We start from the raw sequence: 17,051 nt of genomic DNA, 5'->3' as shown, positions 1-17,051 counted from the left end.
AATGAAAAAAATTGTAATTGCTCTTCTTTTTATTATGAGCACCATAACGGTTGCCCAATCCATCGATTACAACACAAAAAAAGGTTATGCAGCCAATGGATATGATGTGGTAGCCTATTTTGATGGAAAAGCCGTTGAAGGAAAAAAAGAATTGACCACTGGCCATGATGGAGTAAAATATAAGTTCTCCAACCAAGACAATTTGGATTCCTTTAAGTCCGATCCAACCAAATTTGTTCCTCAATATGGTGGATATTGCGCTTACGCTGTTGCTGTTTCAGACAAAAAGGTAAGCATCAACCCAGAGACTTTTGAGATTAGGGATGGAAAACTCTATCTGTTCTACAATTCAGGAAAAACCAACACTTTGAATCTTTGGACCAAAGAATCTCCAGAAACACTGCAAACCAAGGCAGATGAGAACTGGAAAAAAATAAGAAACAAATAACATTTAGTAGGATAGACAGCTTAAAATCTGCATTAGATTTGCTTTTAGATGTTAGGTATATCTATTTTAGAGACTATTAGAGCAATGTTTGAATGTTGGATAAACATTGATTGTTACTATGGATAAATATTCAAAAGTTTGTTTTTCAGGGTTATTAGTTAGTTTTTTAGGGGCTTTGCCTTTAGGTACCTTGAACCTCACAGCTTTTAATATTGCAGCTTCTGAAAGTGTAACATCGGCCATATGGTTTTCCGTTGCAGTTGTTTTGGTTGAACTACTAGTTGTACGTCTAGCCTTATTTGGGAATGAGCGCTTGCAATTGAGTGAAAAAGTGTCCAATTACCTCATTCCCTTTGGGATAGTTTTACTACTGTATTTAGCCACAACCAGTTTTTTGGCATCTGCTAGTCTTTCTGACGTAGGCCCTAAAGTCAATGCATTGCCACAAATTAGTTCAGCATTTTTACTTGGTCTTTTATTGAGTGCCCTTAACCCTTTGCAAATTCCTTTTTGGATGACCTGGAACAAGGTACTTAGCACTAAAGGGATATTGAAAACTTCTAAAAGATCCTATGCTTTTTATTTATTCGGGATAGGAATCGGGACCATGATAGGCCTAGGTATTTTCATTTCCGCAGGCAAATATATTTTTACAAATTATGAGAACTATAGTATGATTACCAATCTGTTAATGGGGCTATTGTACCTTGGATTTTCTTTTTATCTTATGTTCTTGTTTGTTAAAAAACGCCTTAACCTCAAAATACAATAATAATTATGTTCAGATCTTCTATAGATACTATTGAGCAATTCAAAGAAATACTTTTGCAGCTTCCAGAGGAGTGTTATGCGCAGTCATGTGAAGTGCTTTCCAATTCCACGATAGGGCAACATACAAGACATATCATCGAATTGTACTTATGCCTGATCAATGGATATGATGGAGCTGATGTGTCTTATGATAAGCGGGAACGCAACCATAAAATTGAACAAGAATTGACTTTTGCCATTGAGCAATTGGAACGCATCCAATCAACTCTGGAAAAACCCAATAAAACGGTAAAAGTAACTTATGAATTGGGTGATTCAGAAACTCGTTTGGAATCTAATTATTATAGAGAGGTGATGTATAATTTGGAGCATACCATCCACCACCATGCACTCATTAAGGTAGGCATTAGACATTTTTCTACCATGGAACTGCCCGAATCGTTTGGAGTTGCTCCTTCAACCATGCAACATAGAGCAGCATGTGTACAGTAAGCTTCATTTCTAGAAATAATAATTATTTCATCACTTCAAACCGTGATGAACATATTTCGCGGCCCGTAGCATTTGAGCCAAAGGAAGAAATAATAAATACTACTAAAGTGCTTTTTCCCAAGGACCCAAAAGCCGGTGGAACATGGTTCGCTTTAAATGAAAATGGGGTTGTTGCAGTAGTATTGAATGGGGCGTTTAAAAAACATGAATCCAAAGGAAATTATGCAAAAAGCAGAGGACTTATTTTGTTGGATGTGATTAGTGCGTCCAATCCTGATGCTTTTATAAAAGAGATGGATTTAGACAATATTGAACCTTTTACATTGGTACTGTTTGATACAGATAAGTTGCAAGAACTTAGATGGGATGGACACCAAAAACATCTCGAGTTATTGGATAAAAGCCAAAGCCATATCTGGTCCTCTGCGACCCTATATGATGAAGAGGCTATAGCCCATAGAGCTAACCTTTTCAGTAAGTTCATAGGTAGCAATACGGATATTCTGGCTTCAGATGTTGTTGATTTTCACTCTAACAATCATGAAGATTATGAAAACGGATTTATTATCGATAGAAATACAGGATTGAAGACCTTTAGTGTAACCCAAGCGATTTTGGGTAATGAAGAGTCCGTTTTAAAGCACTTAGATCTATTCAATAATAAAAAGTATGTTGTGCCCTTTTCACCAAATCAACTTGTAACAAAATGAAACCTTGGAGATTAAAACTTCATAAACTAACACATTGGGAATATTGGCCTTTATGGGCAATTTATTACCCCTTGTTTCCCGTTTGGTTGTACTTCTCCATTAAAGCACGTTCTTTTTTCTTTTTCAATGCTGCCAATCCATCCATGAAAAACGGGGGAATGGCTATGGAATCAAAAATGGAAATTTATAATATGATTCCACAACAGTACATCCCCAAGACCGTATTCATTTCTAAGGAGGAGACTCCAGAATTAGCTTTGGAAAAGGTATTGGTTGAAGGAATTAATTTCCCCTTTATCGCTAAACCGGATATCGGGATGAAGGCATTTGGGGTGGATAAAATTCATAACAAAGAAGAGTTTAGAGCGTATTTTTCAAAAAACCCAGAACATTTTTTGATTCAAGAATTGATACCCTATACTAATGAAGTTGGTATTTTTTATGTTCGCAAACCTGGGGAGAAAAAAGGGAAGATTACTGGAATAGTCTCCAAACTGTTTTTATCTGTGATAGGAGATGGGAAAAGTGCTATTCTAGATCTTATTAAAAAAGACCCGCGAAGTCACTTACAACTTTCAGCTTTAAAAAAGAAATTTGGTTTTAAATTAAATCTGGTTCTCGATAAAGGTGAGGAATTCATTTTGGTGCCATACGGAAGCCATACTAGAGGGGCCAAATTTATTGACGATACCCATAGACTTAATGAAGGACTGTTGAAGGCTATAGATGACATTTGTTCAAGAATTGAAGGATTTCATTATGGACGTTTAGATGTACTCCATAACTCTATTGAAGAACTGTCGGAGGGTAAAAACTTCAGTATTATCGAAATTAACGGGGCTGGGGGAGAGGCAACACATATCTACGACCCAAAGCACTCTTTGTTTTTTGCATGGAAGGAGATTACTAGGCATTGGGGCATGCTCAATGATATCAGTATCATGAACCATAAAAAGGGACATTCTTACCTTAGCTTTAAAGATGGTAGAGCCATGTTGAAAGCTAATGGTGAATTGGAAGCACAATTAAAAGTGATATAGCATGAAGGCAAAATTGTATGTTTTAGGATTGTTTTTTTGTCTTGCCAATCTTTCGGCCCAAGGCCAAGATACTAACACCAATGGAGTGCGAACAGATTTAGGAGTGTCTATTCAAGTATATCCAGCTGGGATCATCCCAACAATAAATCTGGAGCATTATCTCAATGAAAAATCCTCATTACTTTTTCGCTTGGGAGGAAATTTTGTGGATCGCCAAGATTTTAGCGATGTCAATATTACTGAAGAAGGCGAAGGTTTTGGTGGTTCCGTTGGATTTCGAAAACACTATCCATCCGGTAAGGGTAAATTCATAGCAGGTTTCAATGTGGATGTCTGGAGCCTAAACATTGATTGGACAGATAATATTGGACCTATAGGAGGTCAAGTATCAGGAAGTACGTATACTTTGGTAGTACAACCTTGGTTGGAAGGCGGGTATTTCTTGCCTATCAAGAATACCAAATCCCAAATTGGTCTTACTGCTGGATTTGGACGTGAAATCAACGCCATAACCAGTGGAGATGAGGTGGAACAAGGATTTATCGCTAGTATCTCCTTACAATATCAATTTTCACTTTAACTAACATAAGCCTTAAAGGCTTCTCTAAAAAATTGAACAGCAATTTCAGTACTTATTCCCGAAGCAGATAATACAGCACCCTTGAATCCATCATTTAACCATTTGCCTTTCGTCAATGGTGCAAAATTGGCAGTGTCAAGACCGTCATGCCCAATATATCCGCTGATATAAAAATAATGGTCATCAATCATAGCGTCCGGAATGGAGAGCCCCATACCAATCGATTTTCCAGAACCATCATTTAATACGCAAAATGCTCCTGTATCAAAATGATGCGGCCAAATACGAATATCCGAAGTTAGGTTTTCAATATTTAAAAATGATTTTAACGCATTTTGTGCGAGAGACCTCAACAATATCAATTCCTGTGTATCCGACTTCTTAAATTGGTCAGTTGGATTCATACTATAAGGCATATCGTAATGTAAGTCAAACTGATATGGCTTTTCAAATCCAAGGGTTTTGGAAGTCTGGCTTAACCAGTTCACTATTTCTTCATGGGTTTTTCCATCTAGTAAAAAGGAGTTGCTTTCATGGGATTTCCACTCTAGTGAAAATTGCTCATAGTTTAGGCAGAGTTTTGTGCCATTGGCATCCAAAGCCCAAGTTTGAAGACTCTTTTCCTCTATGGAAAAGCCAAGATTGGTGTGACTATCGTCTGATTTGGCTTCTAAAAAGCTTTTCGCTGCGGTAGCCAAATATTGAGCAGCCAAATGCAATTGTTTGGTCATTTTCCTGTTTTTGAATTCCTATACTACTTAAAAGTAGGGATTTTGGAATGCACCTTACGGCTAAAGCAGTTTTTATAAGGTTTAAAACCTGATTTCTTATGCTATTTTACTCTTAATGGATTGGATAATGATGGGGGCATGGATTCTGGAGTTTTCAATAAACCATTTATGGGTTTCCATACCTCCACAAATAACCCCGGCCAGGTAAAGCCCTTCAATATTGGATTCCATTGTTTCTGGGTTGTAGTTGGGAAGTCGCTTTTCATCTAGAGATAGCTCAATGCCTAACTTTTCCAGAAATTCAAAATTGGGCATATAACCGGTAAGTGCTAGGACAAAATCGTTTTCTAAGGTTACAACACCATCTGGAGTGTCAATTTGTATTTCAGTTGAGGAGATTTTCTTTACTGTGGCATTGTAATAGGCCTTAATGCTCCCTTCCTCTATTCTGTTTATGATGTCTGGGCGCACCCAATATTTTACCCGTTGACCTACTTCCGGACCGCGAATTATTAATGTGACTTCTGCCCCCTTACGGTAACATTCCAAAGCTGCATCAATGGCTGAATTACTAGCACCTACAACGGCTAATTTTTGACTTGCATAAAAATGGGGATCTTTATAATAGTGAGAAACTTTGGGTAGGTCTTCCCCAGGAACGTTTAACGTATTGGGCAAATCGTAAAAGCCGGTAGCTACTATAATGTTTTTGGAGGTATATTGATTTTTTTCGGTGTGTATTGAAAAGGAACCACCATTATTTTTAACCTCGGTTACTTTTTCAAACAAGTGAATATTAAGTTGGTTGGAGGTTACAATTCTCCTGTAGTATTCTAAAGCCTCATTGCGCTTGGGCTTGGCTTCTTTACTAATAAAAGGGATATTATCAATTTCCAGTTTTTCCGAAGAAGAAAAAAACTGCATATTGATTGGATAGTTAAAAAGGGAGTTGACGATAGGTCCTTTTTCAATAATTAGATAAGATAGCCCCTGCTTTTTGGCCTCGAGGCCACAGGCAATACCAATGGGACCGCCACCAATAATAATAACATCAAAATCTTGCATTATGCAATTTCTTCTTTAAGGGTTTTGATGGTTGCTGTCGGATTTTCGCTTTTGAAAACAAAACTACCAGCAACAAGAACATCGGCACCGGCATCCACCAATTTTTTGGCATTGGTCGCATTAACCCCACCATCAATTTCAATAAGGGCCTTAGAATTTTTCTTTTTAATGAGATTTTTTAAATCACTTACTTTTTGGTAGGTATTTTCAATAAAAGATTGACCTCCAAAACCTGGATTTACACTCATCATACAGACCAAGTCTATATCTTGGATGGTATCTTCCAATAAATGTACAGAAGTGTGCGGATTTAGAGCCACCCCAGCTTTCATGCCCTCTGCTTTTATAGCTTGTAGAGTTCTGTGCAAATGTGTGCACGCTTCATAGTGAACAGATAGAATTGAAGCACCCAACTCGGCAAATGTTTTGATGTAACGGTCCGGGTCCACAATCATCAAATGCACATCCAAAGGTTTGGTAGCGTGCTTGGCAATTGCTTTTACCACAGGCATTCCATATGAAATGTTTGGAACAAAAACACCATCCATTACATCTATGTGATGCCAGTCGGCATCACTTTTGTTTACCATTTCAACATCTCGTTGCAGGTTTCCGAAATCTGCCGCTAAAAGGGAAGGAGCTACTAATTTTGTGTTCATCTGAGCATTATATGCATACAAAAATAAGCAAATGCTTTTTTAGGTTTACGCGCCTTATTTTTGTCTTGATTGCTAATTCAAAAATGCACTTTCAGGTAAGATTATGGGGTCGCAACGGAGAATTTTTCTGCTACACATTTTACACTGATTGTTTTCTTTTAACTCTTTCAATTCCATTATTGTTGGGTCGGGGAGGGCATATGTATCAGCGGAGGTGTATTCCACTTGATACCCCATGTCTTCAAACGCGGCAATAGATAGTCTGCTTATGGGGTTGTCCCCTGTATCTATAAATCCTGTCATCAACTCATTGTCGAAAGTAAGCTCACGCCAATGCCCCTCTCTAGTTCCTGGGCCTCCGGTATTAGCTAAAGGAACAGGATTAGGCTCAATACTATTGGTGAGGTTTTTATATTCATTGAGAGCGTTTTCACCAGTAAATACAGGATTTTCAGAGCCTTCACCAGCAATTAACCCTAAAAACTGGGAAGACCATAGTGTCCCAAACCCTAAAACATGCCCCATTTCATGAATAATGACATCAACAAGGCTGTTTTCAGCTTCTAAACGGGCTAAATCTGCACTATCAAATCGCATAATGCCAGTTGCGGGCAAAAAACTTCCTGATCTTAGTTGTGTGGGTCCTGCTTGGCCTAATATTCCTGAGGCACCATCAATAGTAGTGCCTTGGGCATCGATTCTCACATTCTCTATGATATCTCCGTTCGCCAATTGTACAGGAGGTAAATCTCCTAGAATAATTTCTTGCCATCTGCATGCAGCATCTGCAAATACTGATTGTTGACTCTCTGTTAAACCACCTAAAAATCTTATTTCTATAGTAAAACTCATATCCTGTCTATTTTAAAATATCCTGTAGTTAGAATATGTACGTTGGAAAATGCTATAAGGACAGTCGTTTGAGAAACTTTAACAGGGAGGTTGGCTAAGTTTGTCCAATTTTTGGACAGGGTGTAAATGAAAAAACTCCGGTAATCAGCCGGAGTTTATTCATCAATCAAAAAACGAACAGTCATGATAAACTGTTGTAGGATTACAAATTACAACTTTCTTGCCAAAAAACAAATTTAAGGTTTGTTTAACTGTAATTTGTGCGGATAATCTTATGATTAACCCAAATAAGTCTTTAAAATCTTACTTCTAGAAGTATGTTTTAACCTTCTAATTGCTTTTTCTTTTATTTGGCGAACACGTTCTCTTGTTAAGTCGAAAGTTTCACCAATTTCTTCCAAAGTCATGGAATGTTGACCTGCTAGACCAAAGTACAAGCGGATAACATCTGCTTCTCTTGGAGTCAATGTCTCCAATGCACGTTCAATCTCTGTCCTCAAGGACTCGTGTAATAATTCTTTATCTGGATTTGGAGATTCTCCACTTCTTAATACATCGTATAAGTTGGAATCCTCACCGTCAATTAGCGGCGCATCCATAGATACATGACGTCCTGAGTTTTTCAAGGATTGCTTAACATCTTCAACGGTCATATCCAATTCCTTGGCTATTTCCTCTGCAGATGGAATCCTTTCGTGTGCCTGCTCTAAAAAAGCAAAGGTCTTATTGATTTTGTTGATAGATCCAATCTTGTTCAACGGCAAACGTACAATACGGGATTGTTCCGCTAATGCCTGCAAAATAGACTGGCGAATCCACCAAACTGCGTAGGATATAAATTTAAATCCACGGGTCTCATCAAAACGTTGTGCTGCTTTGATCAGCCCTAAGTTTCCTTCATTTATTAAATCAGGAAGGGTCAATCCTTGGTTTTGATACTGCTTTGCAACAGAAACCACGAACCTGAGGTTGGCTTTAGTTAATTTTTCCAAGGCTATCTGGTCACCCGCTTTAATTCGCTGTGCCAATTCCACTTCCTCGTCGGCAGTAATCAAATCTACTTTACCGATTTCCTGTAAGTATTTGTCTAGCGATGCGGTTTCCCTATTGGTAACCTGTTTTGTAATTTTTAACTGTCTCATTTATTTTCCCTTCAAATTAAATTTGTGAACCGGAGCTCATTAAGTTATACGTAGGAAAATGCAAAAAGTTACATTTTGATAAAGTTTTCTTGATTTTTTGTTGTAAAAAAGGCCCCAAGCAATGCTTGGAGCCTTTATTTTCAATGAATTGACTAAAATTTAGTCTCTTCTTGGTTTTCTATCACGATTTCCACCTCTGCGGTCACCGCCTCTTCTATCTCCACCTCTGTCGTTTCTTGGTGGTCTTTCTACATAACCTTCAGGTTTTGGTAGTAAAGCCTTTCGAGATACCTTTTCTTTTCTAGTTCTTGGATCAAGTCCGAAGTATTTCACATCAAAGACATCTCCCATGTTTACAACATCAGACACATTTTCGGTGCGTTCCCACGCTAATTCGGAAACGTGAAGTAATACTTCGTTACCTGGAGCTTCGACATATTCAACAACGGCACCAAAGTCTAGCATTTTAATGACTTTTACCTCATACACGCTACCTACTTCTGGCTTGAACATTAATGCATCAATTTTAGCAATTACAGCATCAATACCATCTTGACCAGTACCTAAGATTTCAACAATACCTTCTTCTGTATCTGGATCTTCGTTGATAACGATAGTAGTGTTGGTTTCTTTCTGCAATTCTTGAATCACTTTTCCACCAGAACCAATAACAGCCCCAATATATTCTCCTGGAATAATTTTGGTAACAATTTTTGGTGCATAAGACTTAACGTCAGCTCTTGGCGCATCAATAGTGTCGGTCAGTTTTTCAAGGATGTGCAACCTACCATCTTTAGCTTGCATCAATGCTTTTACCAAGATTTCATAGGAAAGTCCTTTTACTTTGATATCCATTTGACAAGCAGTAATACCATCAGCGGTACCGGTTACTTTAAAATCCATATCTCCTAAGTGATCTTCATCACCCAAAATGTCTGATAAAACTGCATATTTTCCTGAATCGGTATCAGTAATTAATCCCATTGCAATACCAGAAACTGGCTTTTTCAATTGAATACCGGCATCCATCAATGCCATTGTACCGGAACAAACCGTTGCCATTGATGATGATCCATTGGATTCCAATACTTCAGATACTACTCTTACTGTATATGGACAATCTTCAGGAATCATTCCTTTTAGTGCGCGTTGTGCCAAGTTTCCGTGACCAACTTCTCTACGAGATGTCCCACGGATAGGTCTTGCTTCACCTGTAGAAAAAGGAGGGAAGTTATAATGCAAATAGAACGTTTCTTCACCTTCATAGGATGGCATATCTATCTGGTTAGCTTCTCTTGAAGTTCCTAAAGTCACTGTTGCCAATGCTTGAGTTTCCCCTCTAGTAAAGATAGATGAGCCGTGAACAGAAGGTAAATAGTCGATTTCACACCAGATTGGTCTGATTTCGTCTGTTTTTCTACCATCTAATCGCAAACCGTCATTGAGGGTCAAATCTCTAATAGCTGCTTTTTCGGCTTTATAGAAATATTTGGTAACTAAATCACCAAAATCTTCCAATTCTTCTTCAGAAAAAGTTGCTTTTATTTCCTCTTTAATTTCATCGAAGGCAGCACTACGCTCATGTTTTGCAGAACCTGCTTTGGCTACTGCATATACTTTATCATAAGCAAGGTCGTGAACTTTTTTGGCTAAATCTTCATTTTCATGCTCTGGCTCGTACTCGCGTACTTCTTTTTTACCGAAAGCTTCCGCCAATTTTATCTGTGCTGCACATTGTACTTTAATGGCTTCGTGCGCAAATTTGATCGCTTCGGTCATTTCCTCTTCGGAAATCTCTTTCATCTCGCCTTCTACCATCATTACAGAATCGGCAGAGGCACCGATCATCATATCGATGTCAGATTCTTTTAACTGCTCTCGCGTTGGGTTGATGATAAATTCACCATTAACACGTCCGACTCTAGCTTCTGAAATGGCACATTCGAATGGAAAGTCCGAAAGTTGAATTGCCGCAGAGGCAGCAAGTCCTGCCATAGCATCTGGCATTACGTTTTCGTCATGAGACATTAATTGAATCATCACCTGGGTTTCAGCATGATAATCTTTTGGGAATAATGGTCTTAAAACCCTATCTACCAAACGCATGGTCAATACTTCGCCATCACTAGGGCGAGCCTCACGTTTGAAGAAACCACCGGGGTAACGCCCAGCAGCTGCAAATTTTTCGCGATAATCTACCGTGAGTGGCAAAAAGTCTACATCGCTTTGTTTGTAATTTGATACAACCGTACATAATAACATACAATCGCCCGATTGAACAACAACAGAGCCGTGTGCTTGTTTTGCCAATTTTCCAGTTTCAATAGAAATTTCTCTACCGTCACCAAGGTCAATGACCTCTTTAAAAGTTTTTGGAATCATAAATAATATCTTACCCGTCTAATATCTACGGGTCGTTAAACATTTGGTCTACCGCCATCCGGACGGTCGGGTTGTGTTGTTGTTGTGTGTGCCTGTGGCACTGACCAATGAAAAACTGTAGGCAGCTTTTTGTGTTTGCCCAACCTATATTGGCAGGGACTTTTGAAAGCTAAACATGGTTAGCAAAAAATAAAGGGGAAGCCGAAACCTCCCCTTTGAAACTTATTTTCTAATATTTAGTTCTTTAATCAAAGAACGATACTTTGCAATATCTTTTTTCTTTAGGTAATCTAAAAGGCTACGTCTTTTACCTACCAACTTCACCAAAGAACGCTCAGTATTATAATCTTTGTGGTTGTTTTTTAAATGTTGTGTTAAATGGTTGATACGGTGCGTGAACAAGGCAACTTGCCCTTCCGTAGAACCTGTGTTCCCTTCGGAACCGCCGTGTTTCTTAAAAATCTCGGCTTTCACTTCTTTTGTTAAATACATTCCAATATTTATTTAAATGATTTTTATGTATATGATTGTCTCTCAATCAGCGTGCAAAGATAAGTTCTTTTTTTAGAATGTGGAATTTTTGATGGCTCATTAAACCTTTTGTTCTTCTGTTGGTCATAGACACAAACCATAAAATTCAATCATTATGAAAAAGAGTCTTGAACAAACAAACTTTATTAGAATTACCTTAATGCTTTTGGCAATGTTACTTTTAACAGTTGTTTCATGTAGTAAGGAGGAGAGTGCCGAAGATGAATTATCAAATACGGAAGTAATTTCGGCTACAGAATTACAATTTAGTGATGAAGCTGAAATGATTTCTGAAGAAGTTACCACTGTAGCCGAAGATGTTTACGCAGCGGATGAGATTTCAATGATTTCCAAAGCAGACTATCAGTCTGATTACTTACCAGATTGTGTTACTATTACAACGGTTGTTACTGATACTACTAGAGAAAAAACTATTGATTTTGGCGAAGGCTGTGAACTTCCAAATGGTAATGTATTGAGTGGGATTATTCAATTAAGTTATGCCAAGGACATGGAAACCGCTTCTAAATCCATTGCATTAACGCTGGAAAATTTCACTTTTAATGGCGTTGCAGTGGAAGGGTCTGCAGATATCTTACGTGTTAGATCTAATGACAACGGTAATCCACAAAGTACTGCAAATGCTTCTTTTAATGCCACATGGCCCGAAGGCGATACCGCTTCTTTTACTGGAACCAGAACCCGTGAATGGATTGAGGGGTATGGTTCAGGTTTTTGGGGTGATAATGTTTTTCTAATTACTGGCAAGAGAACTTATGTTGGTAGATTGGGGAATGTTTTCATTAAGGAGGTGATTACACCATTGCGTAGGGAAATGGCTTGTAGGTTTATTGTTAGTGGGGTTTTGGAAATCTCTAGAAATGACAATACGGCAAGTTTGGATTTTGGAGATGGAAGTTGTGATGCCAAGGGCATATTGACCAAGCCAGACGGTACTGAAACGGAAATATTTCTAAGACGCTTTTTAAAGTAGCTCTTGGATAAAAAAAGCCTGCTATTGCAGGCTTTTTTTATGTTCTTACTGGTTGATTTTGTATCAAATCCAGATATAGATTTATTTTCTTCTTCAAATCCTTTCTATGGGAAATGAAGTCTAGAAACCCATGTTCCTTAACAAATTCTGATGTTTGGAATCCGTCTGGTAAATCTTTGCCTACGGTATCTTTTACTACTCTGGGTCCAGCAAAACCGATTAAAGCACCAGGTTCGGAGATATTAATATCGCCTAACATGGCATATGAAGCTGTGGTACCACCAGTTGTGGGGTCTGTACATAATGAAATGTAAGGAACCTTGGCTTCAGCCAATTGGGCCAACTTAGCAGAGGTTTTTGCCAATTGCATAAGAGAAAGAGCCGCTTCCATCATACGTGCTCCTCCCGATTTGGAAATCATTAAAAATGGAACTTTTTTCTTTTTGGCAACGTCGATGGCTCTGGCAATTTTTTCACCTACCACACTTCCCATAGATCCTCCAATAAAACTAAAATCCATACAGGCAATGACCAATTCCTTACCCATAGATTTTCCAATGCCTGTTCTAATAGCATCTTTAAGTCCAGTTTTTTGTTGGGCAGCTTTTAAACGCTCTGAGTATTTTTTGGTATCCACAAAACGTAAAGGGTCCTTGGAAGATAGTTTCTCATCCAATTCTTTGAACGTATTGTTATCAAATAAAATTTCAAAGTATTCCTTACTACCTATTCTAACATGGTAATCATCTTCTGGACTAACATAGAAGTTTTTAGCCAAGTCTTCGGATTCAACAATCTTTCCCGTGGGGGATTTATACCAAAGCCCCCTTGGAGTGTCTTTTTTCTCCTCGGTGGCTGTTTGTATTCCTTTTTCTTTTCTTTTAAACCAAGACGACATGCAATAAAATTAAATTAAACGGTTTTATCCAAGTGTATACAACGTATTGATGTTGTTTAGGTCTTCGAATGCTTTTTTCAAACGATCAACAAAAGATTTTTCCCCTTCACGGAGCCATACTCTTGGGTCGTAGAATTTCTTATTGGGTTGGTCACCACCATCAGGGTTTCCTATTTGTGCTTGAAGGTAATCGGATTTGCCTTGTACATAGTCCCTAACTCCAGAAAGGAAGGCATACTGTAAATCTGTATCAATATTCATTTTTACAACTCCATAACCAATAGCCTCTCTTATTTCTTCAACTGTGGAGCCTGACCCGCCATGGAAAACGAAATCGATATGATTGTGTTCCACGCCATATTTTTCTGAAACAAATTCTTGAGAATTTTTCAAGATTTTTGGCGTCAATGTAACATTACCAGGCTTATACACCCCATGAACATTACCAAAAGCCGCAGCAACGGTGAATTTTGGACTTACTTTCGATAATTCTTCATATGCATACGCGACTTCTTCAGGCTGTGTGTATAATTTTGAACTATCGACATCTGTATTGTCCACGCCATCTTCTTCACCTCCGGTTACTCCTAATTCTATTTCCAAAGTCATGTCCATCTTGCTCATACGCTCCAAATAGCTTTTGCAAGTTTCTATGTTCTCTTCTATAGGTTCTTCAGATAAATCTATCATGTGGGAACTAAACAATGATTTTCCAGTAGCTGCATAATGTTCTTCACTGGCATCTAAAAGGCCATCTATCCATGGCAATAATTTTTTGGCGCAGTGATCTGTATGTAGAATAACGGTAGCTCCATAAGCTTCCGTTAGCTGATGTACGTGTTTGGCACCGGCAACTGCTCCCAATACGGCAGCTCTTTGATTTTCATTGGACAACCCTTTTCCTGCATTAAATTGGGCTCCTCCATTTGAAAATTGAACAATAACAGGGGAATTTAAGGCTGCAGCGGTTTCTAAAACGGCATTTATGGTGTTTGATCCAATAACGTTTACAGCTGGTAAGGCATAGTTATTTTCTTTTGCATGGTTAAAAATGGCTTGCACTTCATCACCAGTAGCAACACCCGGTTTTATATTGTGGGACATGTTTTAGTTAGTTACGGTTTAAATTAAGCAACAAAAGTAATAAAATATTTACTCTAGAAAGGATAATTGATTCCTATATTAAATACGGCATCACTTAGGTTGTATCCGCTAAACCATCGCTTGGATTGCTCGAGTGCGGGATTGTAGGTTTTAAAGCCTACATCCAGTCTAAAAACAAAATAGGTAAAGTCGTAACGAAGCCCCAATCCAGTTCCCAGTGCAATATCTCCCAAAGAATCGAATCCACTAAAAATAGCATCTGGATTATCCTCGTTGTCAAAAACGTTCCAAATGTTTCCTGCATCGGCAAAGAATGCTCCTTTTACATCACCGGCAATAGGGAACCGATATTCTACATTAAGGGCAATTTTTAAGTTCGCTTCGTTAAAATCATTGACGTTTTGTGTGCTTCCCGGGCCTAATTCATATGCATTCCAGGCCCTATTATCATTGGACCCACCTGCAAAATAACTTCGAACAAAAGGAATACTTTCTGAATTGCCATAAGGTACTGCCAATCCAAAGAAACTTCTAAAGGCCAATACTTTTGAATCTGAAACCTCCCAATGCTTCACAAAATCCAGTTCAGTTTTAAAATATTGTGAGAAGGGGACCCCAAAAACCAAAAGTTGGTCATTGTCGTTTTTATTGTACGGAACTACATCCTCAAGTAATGAGAGTAAATTTCCTGCGCTTTCCAGTTTAACTCTAAATTGATAAAAATCATTATCGTTAATGTTCAATTTATTGTTTTTGGTAAATGTATAATTACTAGCAAAAATCAGGTTGTTTTCTGTTAGTCTTTGTCTACGTTCTTCGATACTGTTTACCTCGCTTCGCTCTTCTGGAGTTACAGGGATTTCATTATTTAATACTGCTTGGGCAAAGTTATTGGCACCTGAAGGAATGTTTAGTTGGATGGGATCGGCTGCATTATCAGGAGTATTAAAAAAAGAAGCATATTGAGGGTCATTTTCGAATTGATCGGCAATTTCGTCAAGGTTGCTAAATGTGTTTTGATAAACATTATAAAAATTATCTGGATTCACATTTCGTACAAACTCCACGTTCAACAACTCAATGTTATGTTTTAAGCTGATTGATGGCGACCAATTATAGGACAATACACTATTGAAAGATTGCTTGTCCAAACCAATGTTTTTTTGAAAGTTGGTACCTATTAGAAACCGACTCTGAGGCAACATATAATATGGAATAATTTTTTCTGTATTAAATGGAAGCCAGATTCTAGGAAATGTGATATTGATGTCTCCACCCAATTCTGAGGTGAAAGCTTCATTGGATAGTGAAGGATTACGATCACTAAGAAGACCAATGGATCCTCTAGCCGATATATTTAAAGTCTCTGCTCCTCCAAAAACGTTTCTTGTAATTACTGTTGCACTAAAAGCAGTACCTACTTCCTGAATATTGGAGTGGGTTACATCAAAATCCAAATTCAGTGAATATTTTTGTCTTGGGGCCAAGTAGATGTTAGAGATAAGTTGGGCCCTTGTTGTATCTGGTATGAACTCAATATTTGGATATTTGAAGGTATTGAGGTTGGTTATTTGCCTGTAGGTTCTAATCCTGTCCAAGTCTCGATAAACACTGTCTTTTTCAAAGAAGATAGCATCCGTTAAGGCCTTAGGCTTATATTTAAGTTTGTTGTAATAAAAAATGGTGTAGTTTTCATAATCCAGGGATTTTAGGGAATCGGAATCACTCCCAAACAAATAATCTGCATAAATGTTTATTTTCTTTAATCGATGCACTCGATACTCGTTATCTGTTGCAGTACTATCATTTGCAGTCCTTGGGTTTTGAATATTTAACTGAACATCCATCAATTGGTCATTTGCAACTTGTGAAGTGTCTCTCTGAATATCATAATTAATAGAGCTTTCCTGAAAGTTATACACTCCAGAGTTTCTAAATAACGAGGTTAAGCGCTCACGTTCACGGTTAAAGTTGGCAAGGTCAAATTGATCTCCATTTTTAACAAGGGATTGGTCTTTCGTATGGATATAAATGGAATCCAACTCCGGAGATGATATGTTTTTTTGAATGGTATCAATAAGAAAAGGCTTTCCTAACGAGATTTTATAATCAATTTCAGCTCTCTTTTTTCGTTTTGCTGGAGCTATAGTATAGGTGCCCGAGTTATTAAAATAACCTTTGCTATTATAATATCCCTTTAAACGGTCTACGGATTTTTGGGTTAGCGATGTGTCAATTACCACAGGAGCCTCACCAATTCTTTTAAAAAAATCACTTGCTCCTTTTACAACAAAGGATTCTTTTAATCTGTTGACCTGTTTTTGAGAAAGCAACTTATTTAATCGCTTTTCTCTTTTTTCTTTTCGGTGAAGCCAATTCTGGAAGGAAGAATCTGGGTTTTCTTTTGCAAGATTGTATAGGTTAAGACGAAGTGGATATCCAAGAAGACTGCTATTGGGTTTTTGAGCAATCAGGCTTTCGATATCATCGTTTTTTACCTTTTTGTCATCCGCATACAAAGTGTTTTTGGTGAGAAGAAATTCGTCATCTTCCACCTTTTTAAGGGTATTGCAACCTACCATGCTTAACATAAGCAACAATAGTCCTACTTTTGCTTTGTTGCACATTAGACCTAAAACACCCTTCATAGAC

Annotated in this window: 17 protein-coding genes; 7 read left to right on the top strand and 10 right to left on the bottom strand. The window is 37.9% G+C overall.

Annotation, left to right across the window (positions count from 1 at the left end; translation table 11 throughout):
* The first annotated feature begins 1 nt into the window (after window position 1).
* The 6 genes from FVB32_RS00830 to FVB32_RS00805 all read left to right on the top strand — a co-directional run bounded on the left by FVB32_RS00830 (window position 2) and on the right by FVB32_RS00805 (window position 4,041).
* A complete protein-coding gene (locus FVB32_RS00830) occupies window positions 2–448 on the top strand; it encodes a YHS domain-containing (seleno)protein (RefSeq protein WP_147740695.1) in 447 nt (148 codons plus the stop codon).
* A 118-nt stretch (window positions 449–566) separates the two neighbouring features.
* On the top strand, window positions 567–1,220 hold the full coding sequence (locus FVB32_RS00825) for a LysE family transporter (protein ID WP_147740694.1): 654 nt from the start codon (window positions 567–569) through the stop codon (window positions 1,218–1,220).
* 5 nt (window positions 1,221–1,225) lie between these two features.
* Window positions 1,226–1,711: a DinB family protein gene (locus tag FVB32_RS00820; protein ID WP_147740693.1), complete on the top strand. Its 486-nt coding sequence runs from the start codon at window positions 1,226–1,228 to the stop codon at window positions 1,709–1,711.
* The gene (locus tag FVB32_RS00815) at window positions 1,699–2,421 is read left to right on the top strand and encodes an NRDE family protein (protein WP_147740692.1); all 723 of its coding nucleotides are present in this window, start codon (window positions 1,699–1,701) and stop codon (window positions 2,419–2,421) included. The genes FVB32_RS00820 and FVB32_RS00815 overlap by 13 nt, the downstream gene beginning before the upstream one ends.
* Entirely contained in the window at window positions 2,418–3,461 is a 1,044-nt protein-coding gene (locus FVB32_RS00810; protein WP_147740691.1) for an ATP-grasp domain-containing protein, read from the top strand. The genes FVB32_RS00815 and FVB32_RS00810 overlap by 4 nt, the downstream gene beginning before the upstream one ends.
* 1 nt (window position 3,462) lies before the next feature.
* A complete protein-coding gene (locus tag FVB32_RS00805; protein WP_147740690.1) occupies window positions 3,463–4,041 on the top strand; it encodes a hypothetical protein in 579 nt (192 codons plus the stop codon).
* On the opposite strand, the gene FVB32_RS00800 is transcribed toward FVB32_RS00805, so the two are convergent.
* The 7 genes from FVB32_RS00800 to rpsO form a co-directional block, all read right to left on the bottom strand.
* A complete protein-coding gene (locus FVB32_RS00800) occupies window positions 4,038–4,772 on the bottom strand; it encodes a hypothetical protein (protein WP_147740689.1) in 735 nt (244 codons plus the stop codon). The two genes, FVB32_RS00805 and FVB32_RS00800, sit on opposite strands and share 4 nt — an antisense overlap.
* A gap of 96 nt (window positions 4,773–4,868) precedes the next feature.
* Entirely contained in the window at window positions 4,869–5,837 is a 969-nt protein-coding gene (locus FVB32_RS00795; RefSeq protein ID WP_147740688.1) for a YpdA family putative bacillithiol disulfide reductase, read from the bottom strand.
* Window positions 5,837–6,496, bottom strand: coding sequence for a ribulose-phosphate 3-epimerase (gene rpe, locus FVB32_RS00790; RefSeq protein WP_147740687.1), 660 nt, complete (start codon window positions 6,494–6,496; stop codon window positions 5,837–5,839). Before rpe ends, FVB32_RS00795 begins: the two co-directional genes overlap by 1 nt.
* Window positions 6,497–6,568: 72 nt before the next feature.
* Window positions 6,569–7,348, bottom strand: a complete 780-nt coding sequence (locus FVB32_RS00785) for a leishmanolysin-related zinc metalloendopeptidase (RefSeq protein ID WP_147740686.1) — start codon at window positions 7,346–7,348, stop codon at window positions 6,569–6,571.
* 278 nt (window positions 7,349–7,626) lie between these two features.
* Window positions 7,627–8,490, bottom strand: a complete 864-nt coding sequence (locus FVB32_RS00780; RefSeq protein WP_094997794.1) for a sigma-70 family RNA polymerase sigma factor — start codon at window positions 8,488–8,490, stop codon at window positions 7,627–7,629.
* Between the two features lie 159 nt (window positions 8,491–8,649).
* The gene (locus FVB32_RS00775) at window positions 8,650–10,872 is read right to left on the bottom strand and encodes a polyribonucleotide nucleotidyltransferase (RefSeq protein WP_147740685.1); all 2,223 of its coding nucleotides are present in this window, start codon (window positions 10,870–10,872) and stop codon (window positions 8,650–8,652) included.
* A gap of 222 nt (window positions 10,873–11,094) precedes the next feature.
* Entirely contained in the window at window positions 11,095–11,364 is a 270-nt protein-coding gene (rpsO, locus tag FVB32_RS00770; protein WP_147740684.1) for a 30S ribosomal protein S15, read from the bottom strand.
* A 154-nt stretch (window positions 11,365–11,518) separates the two neighbouring features.
* Between rpsO and FVB32_RS00765 the strand changes: the two genes are divergently transcribed.
* Window positions 11,519–12,397: a hypothetical protein gene (locus FVB32_RS00765; RefSeq protein WP_147740683.1), complete on the top strand. Its 879-nt coding sequence runs from the start codon at window positions 11,519–11,521 to the stop codon at window positions 12,395–12,397.
* Between the two features lie 37 nt (window positions 12,398–12,434).
* Here the strand turns inward: FVB32_RS00765 and accD are convergent, their stop codons facing one another.
* The 3 genes from accD to tamL are packed head-to-tail and all read right to left on the bottom strand — an operon-like array spanning window position 12,435 to window position 17,047.
* Window positions 12,435–13,295 carry an acetyl-CoA carboxylase, carboxyltransferase subunit beta gene (gene accD, locus FVB32_RS00760; RefSeq protein WP_147740682.1) on the bottom strand — a complete coding sequence of 287 codons (861 nt, stop codon included), beginning with the start codon at window positions 13,293–13,295 and terminating at the stop codon, window positions 12,435–12,437.
* A gap of 24 nt (window positions 13,296–13,319) precedes the next feature.
* A complete protein-coding gene (fbaA, locus tag FVB32_RS00755) occupies window positions 13,320–14,399 on the bottom strand; it encodes a class II fructose-bisphosphate aldolase (protein ID WP_147740681.1) in 1,080 nt (359 codons plus the stop codon).
* A 53-nt stretch (window positions 14,400–14,452) separates the two neighbouring features.
* Window positions 14,453–17,047 (bottom strand): translocation and assembly module lipoprotein TamL, encoded by a 2,595-nt coding sequence (gene tamL, locus FVB32_RS00750; protein WP_147743369.1) that lies wholly within the window; start codon window positions 17,045–17,047, stop codon window positions 14,453–14,455.
* Window positions 17,048–17,051 lie beyond the last annotated feature (4 nt).

Origin of the sequence: Flagellimonas hymeniacidonis (assembly GCF_008040165.1) — a bacterium.
Lineage (GTDB): Bacteria > Bacteroidota > Bacteroidia > Flavobacteriales > Flavobacteriaceae > Flagellimonas > Flagellimonas hymeniacidonis.
The sequence above is the reverse complement of the archived record's forward strand: the minus strand, read 5'-3'. Positions and strand labels throughout refer to the sequence as shown.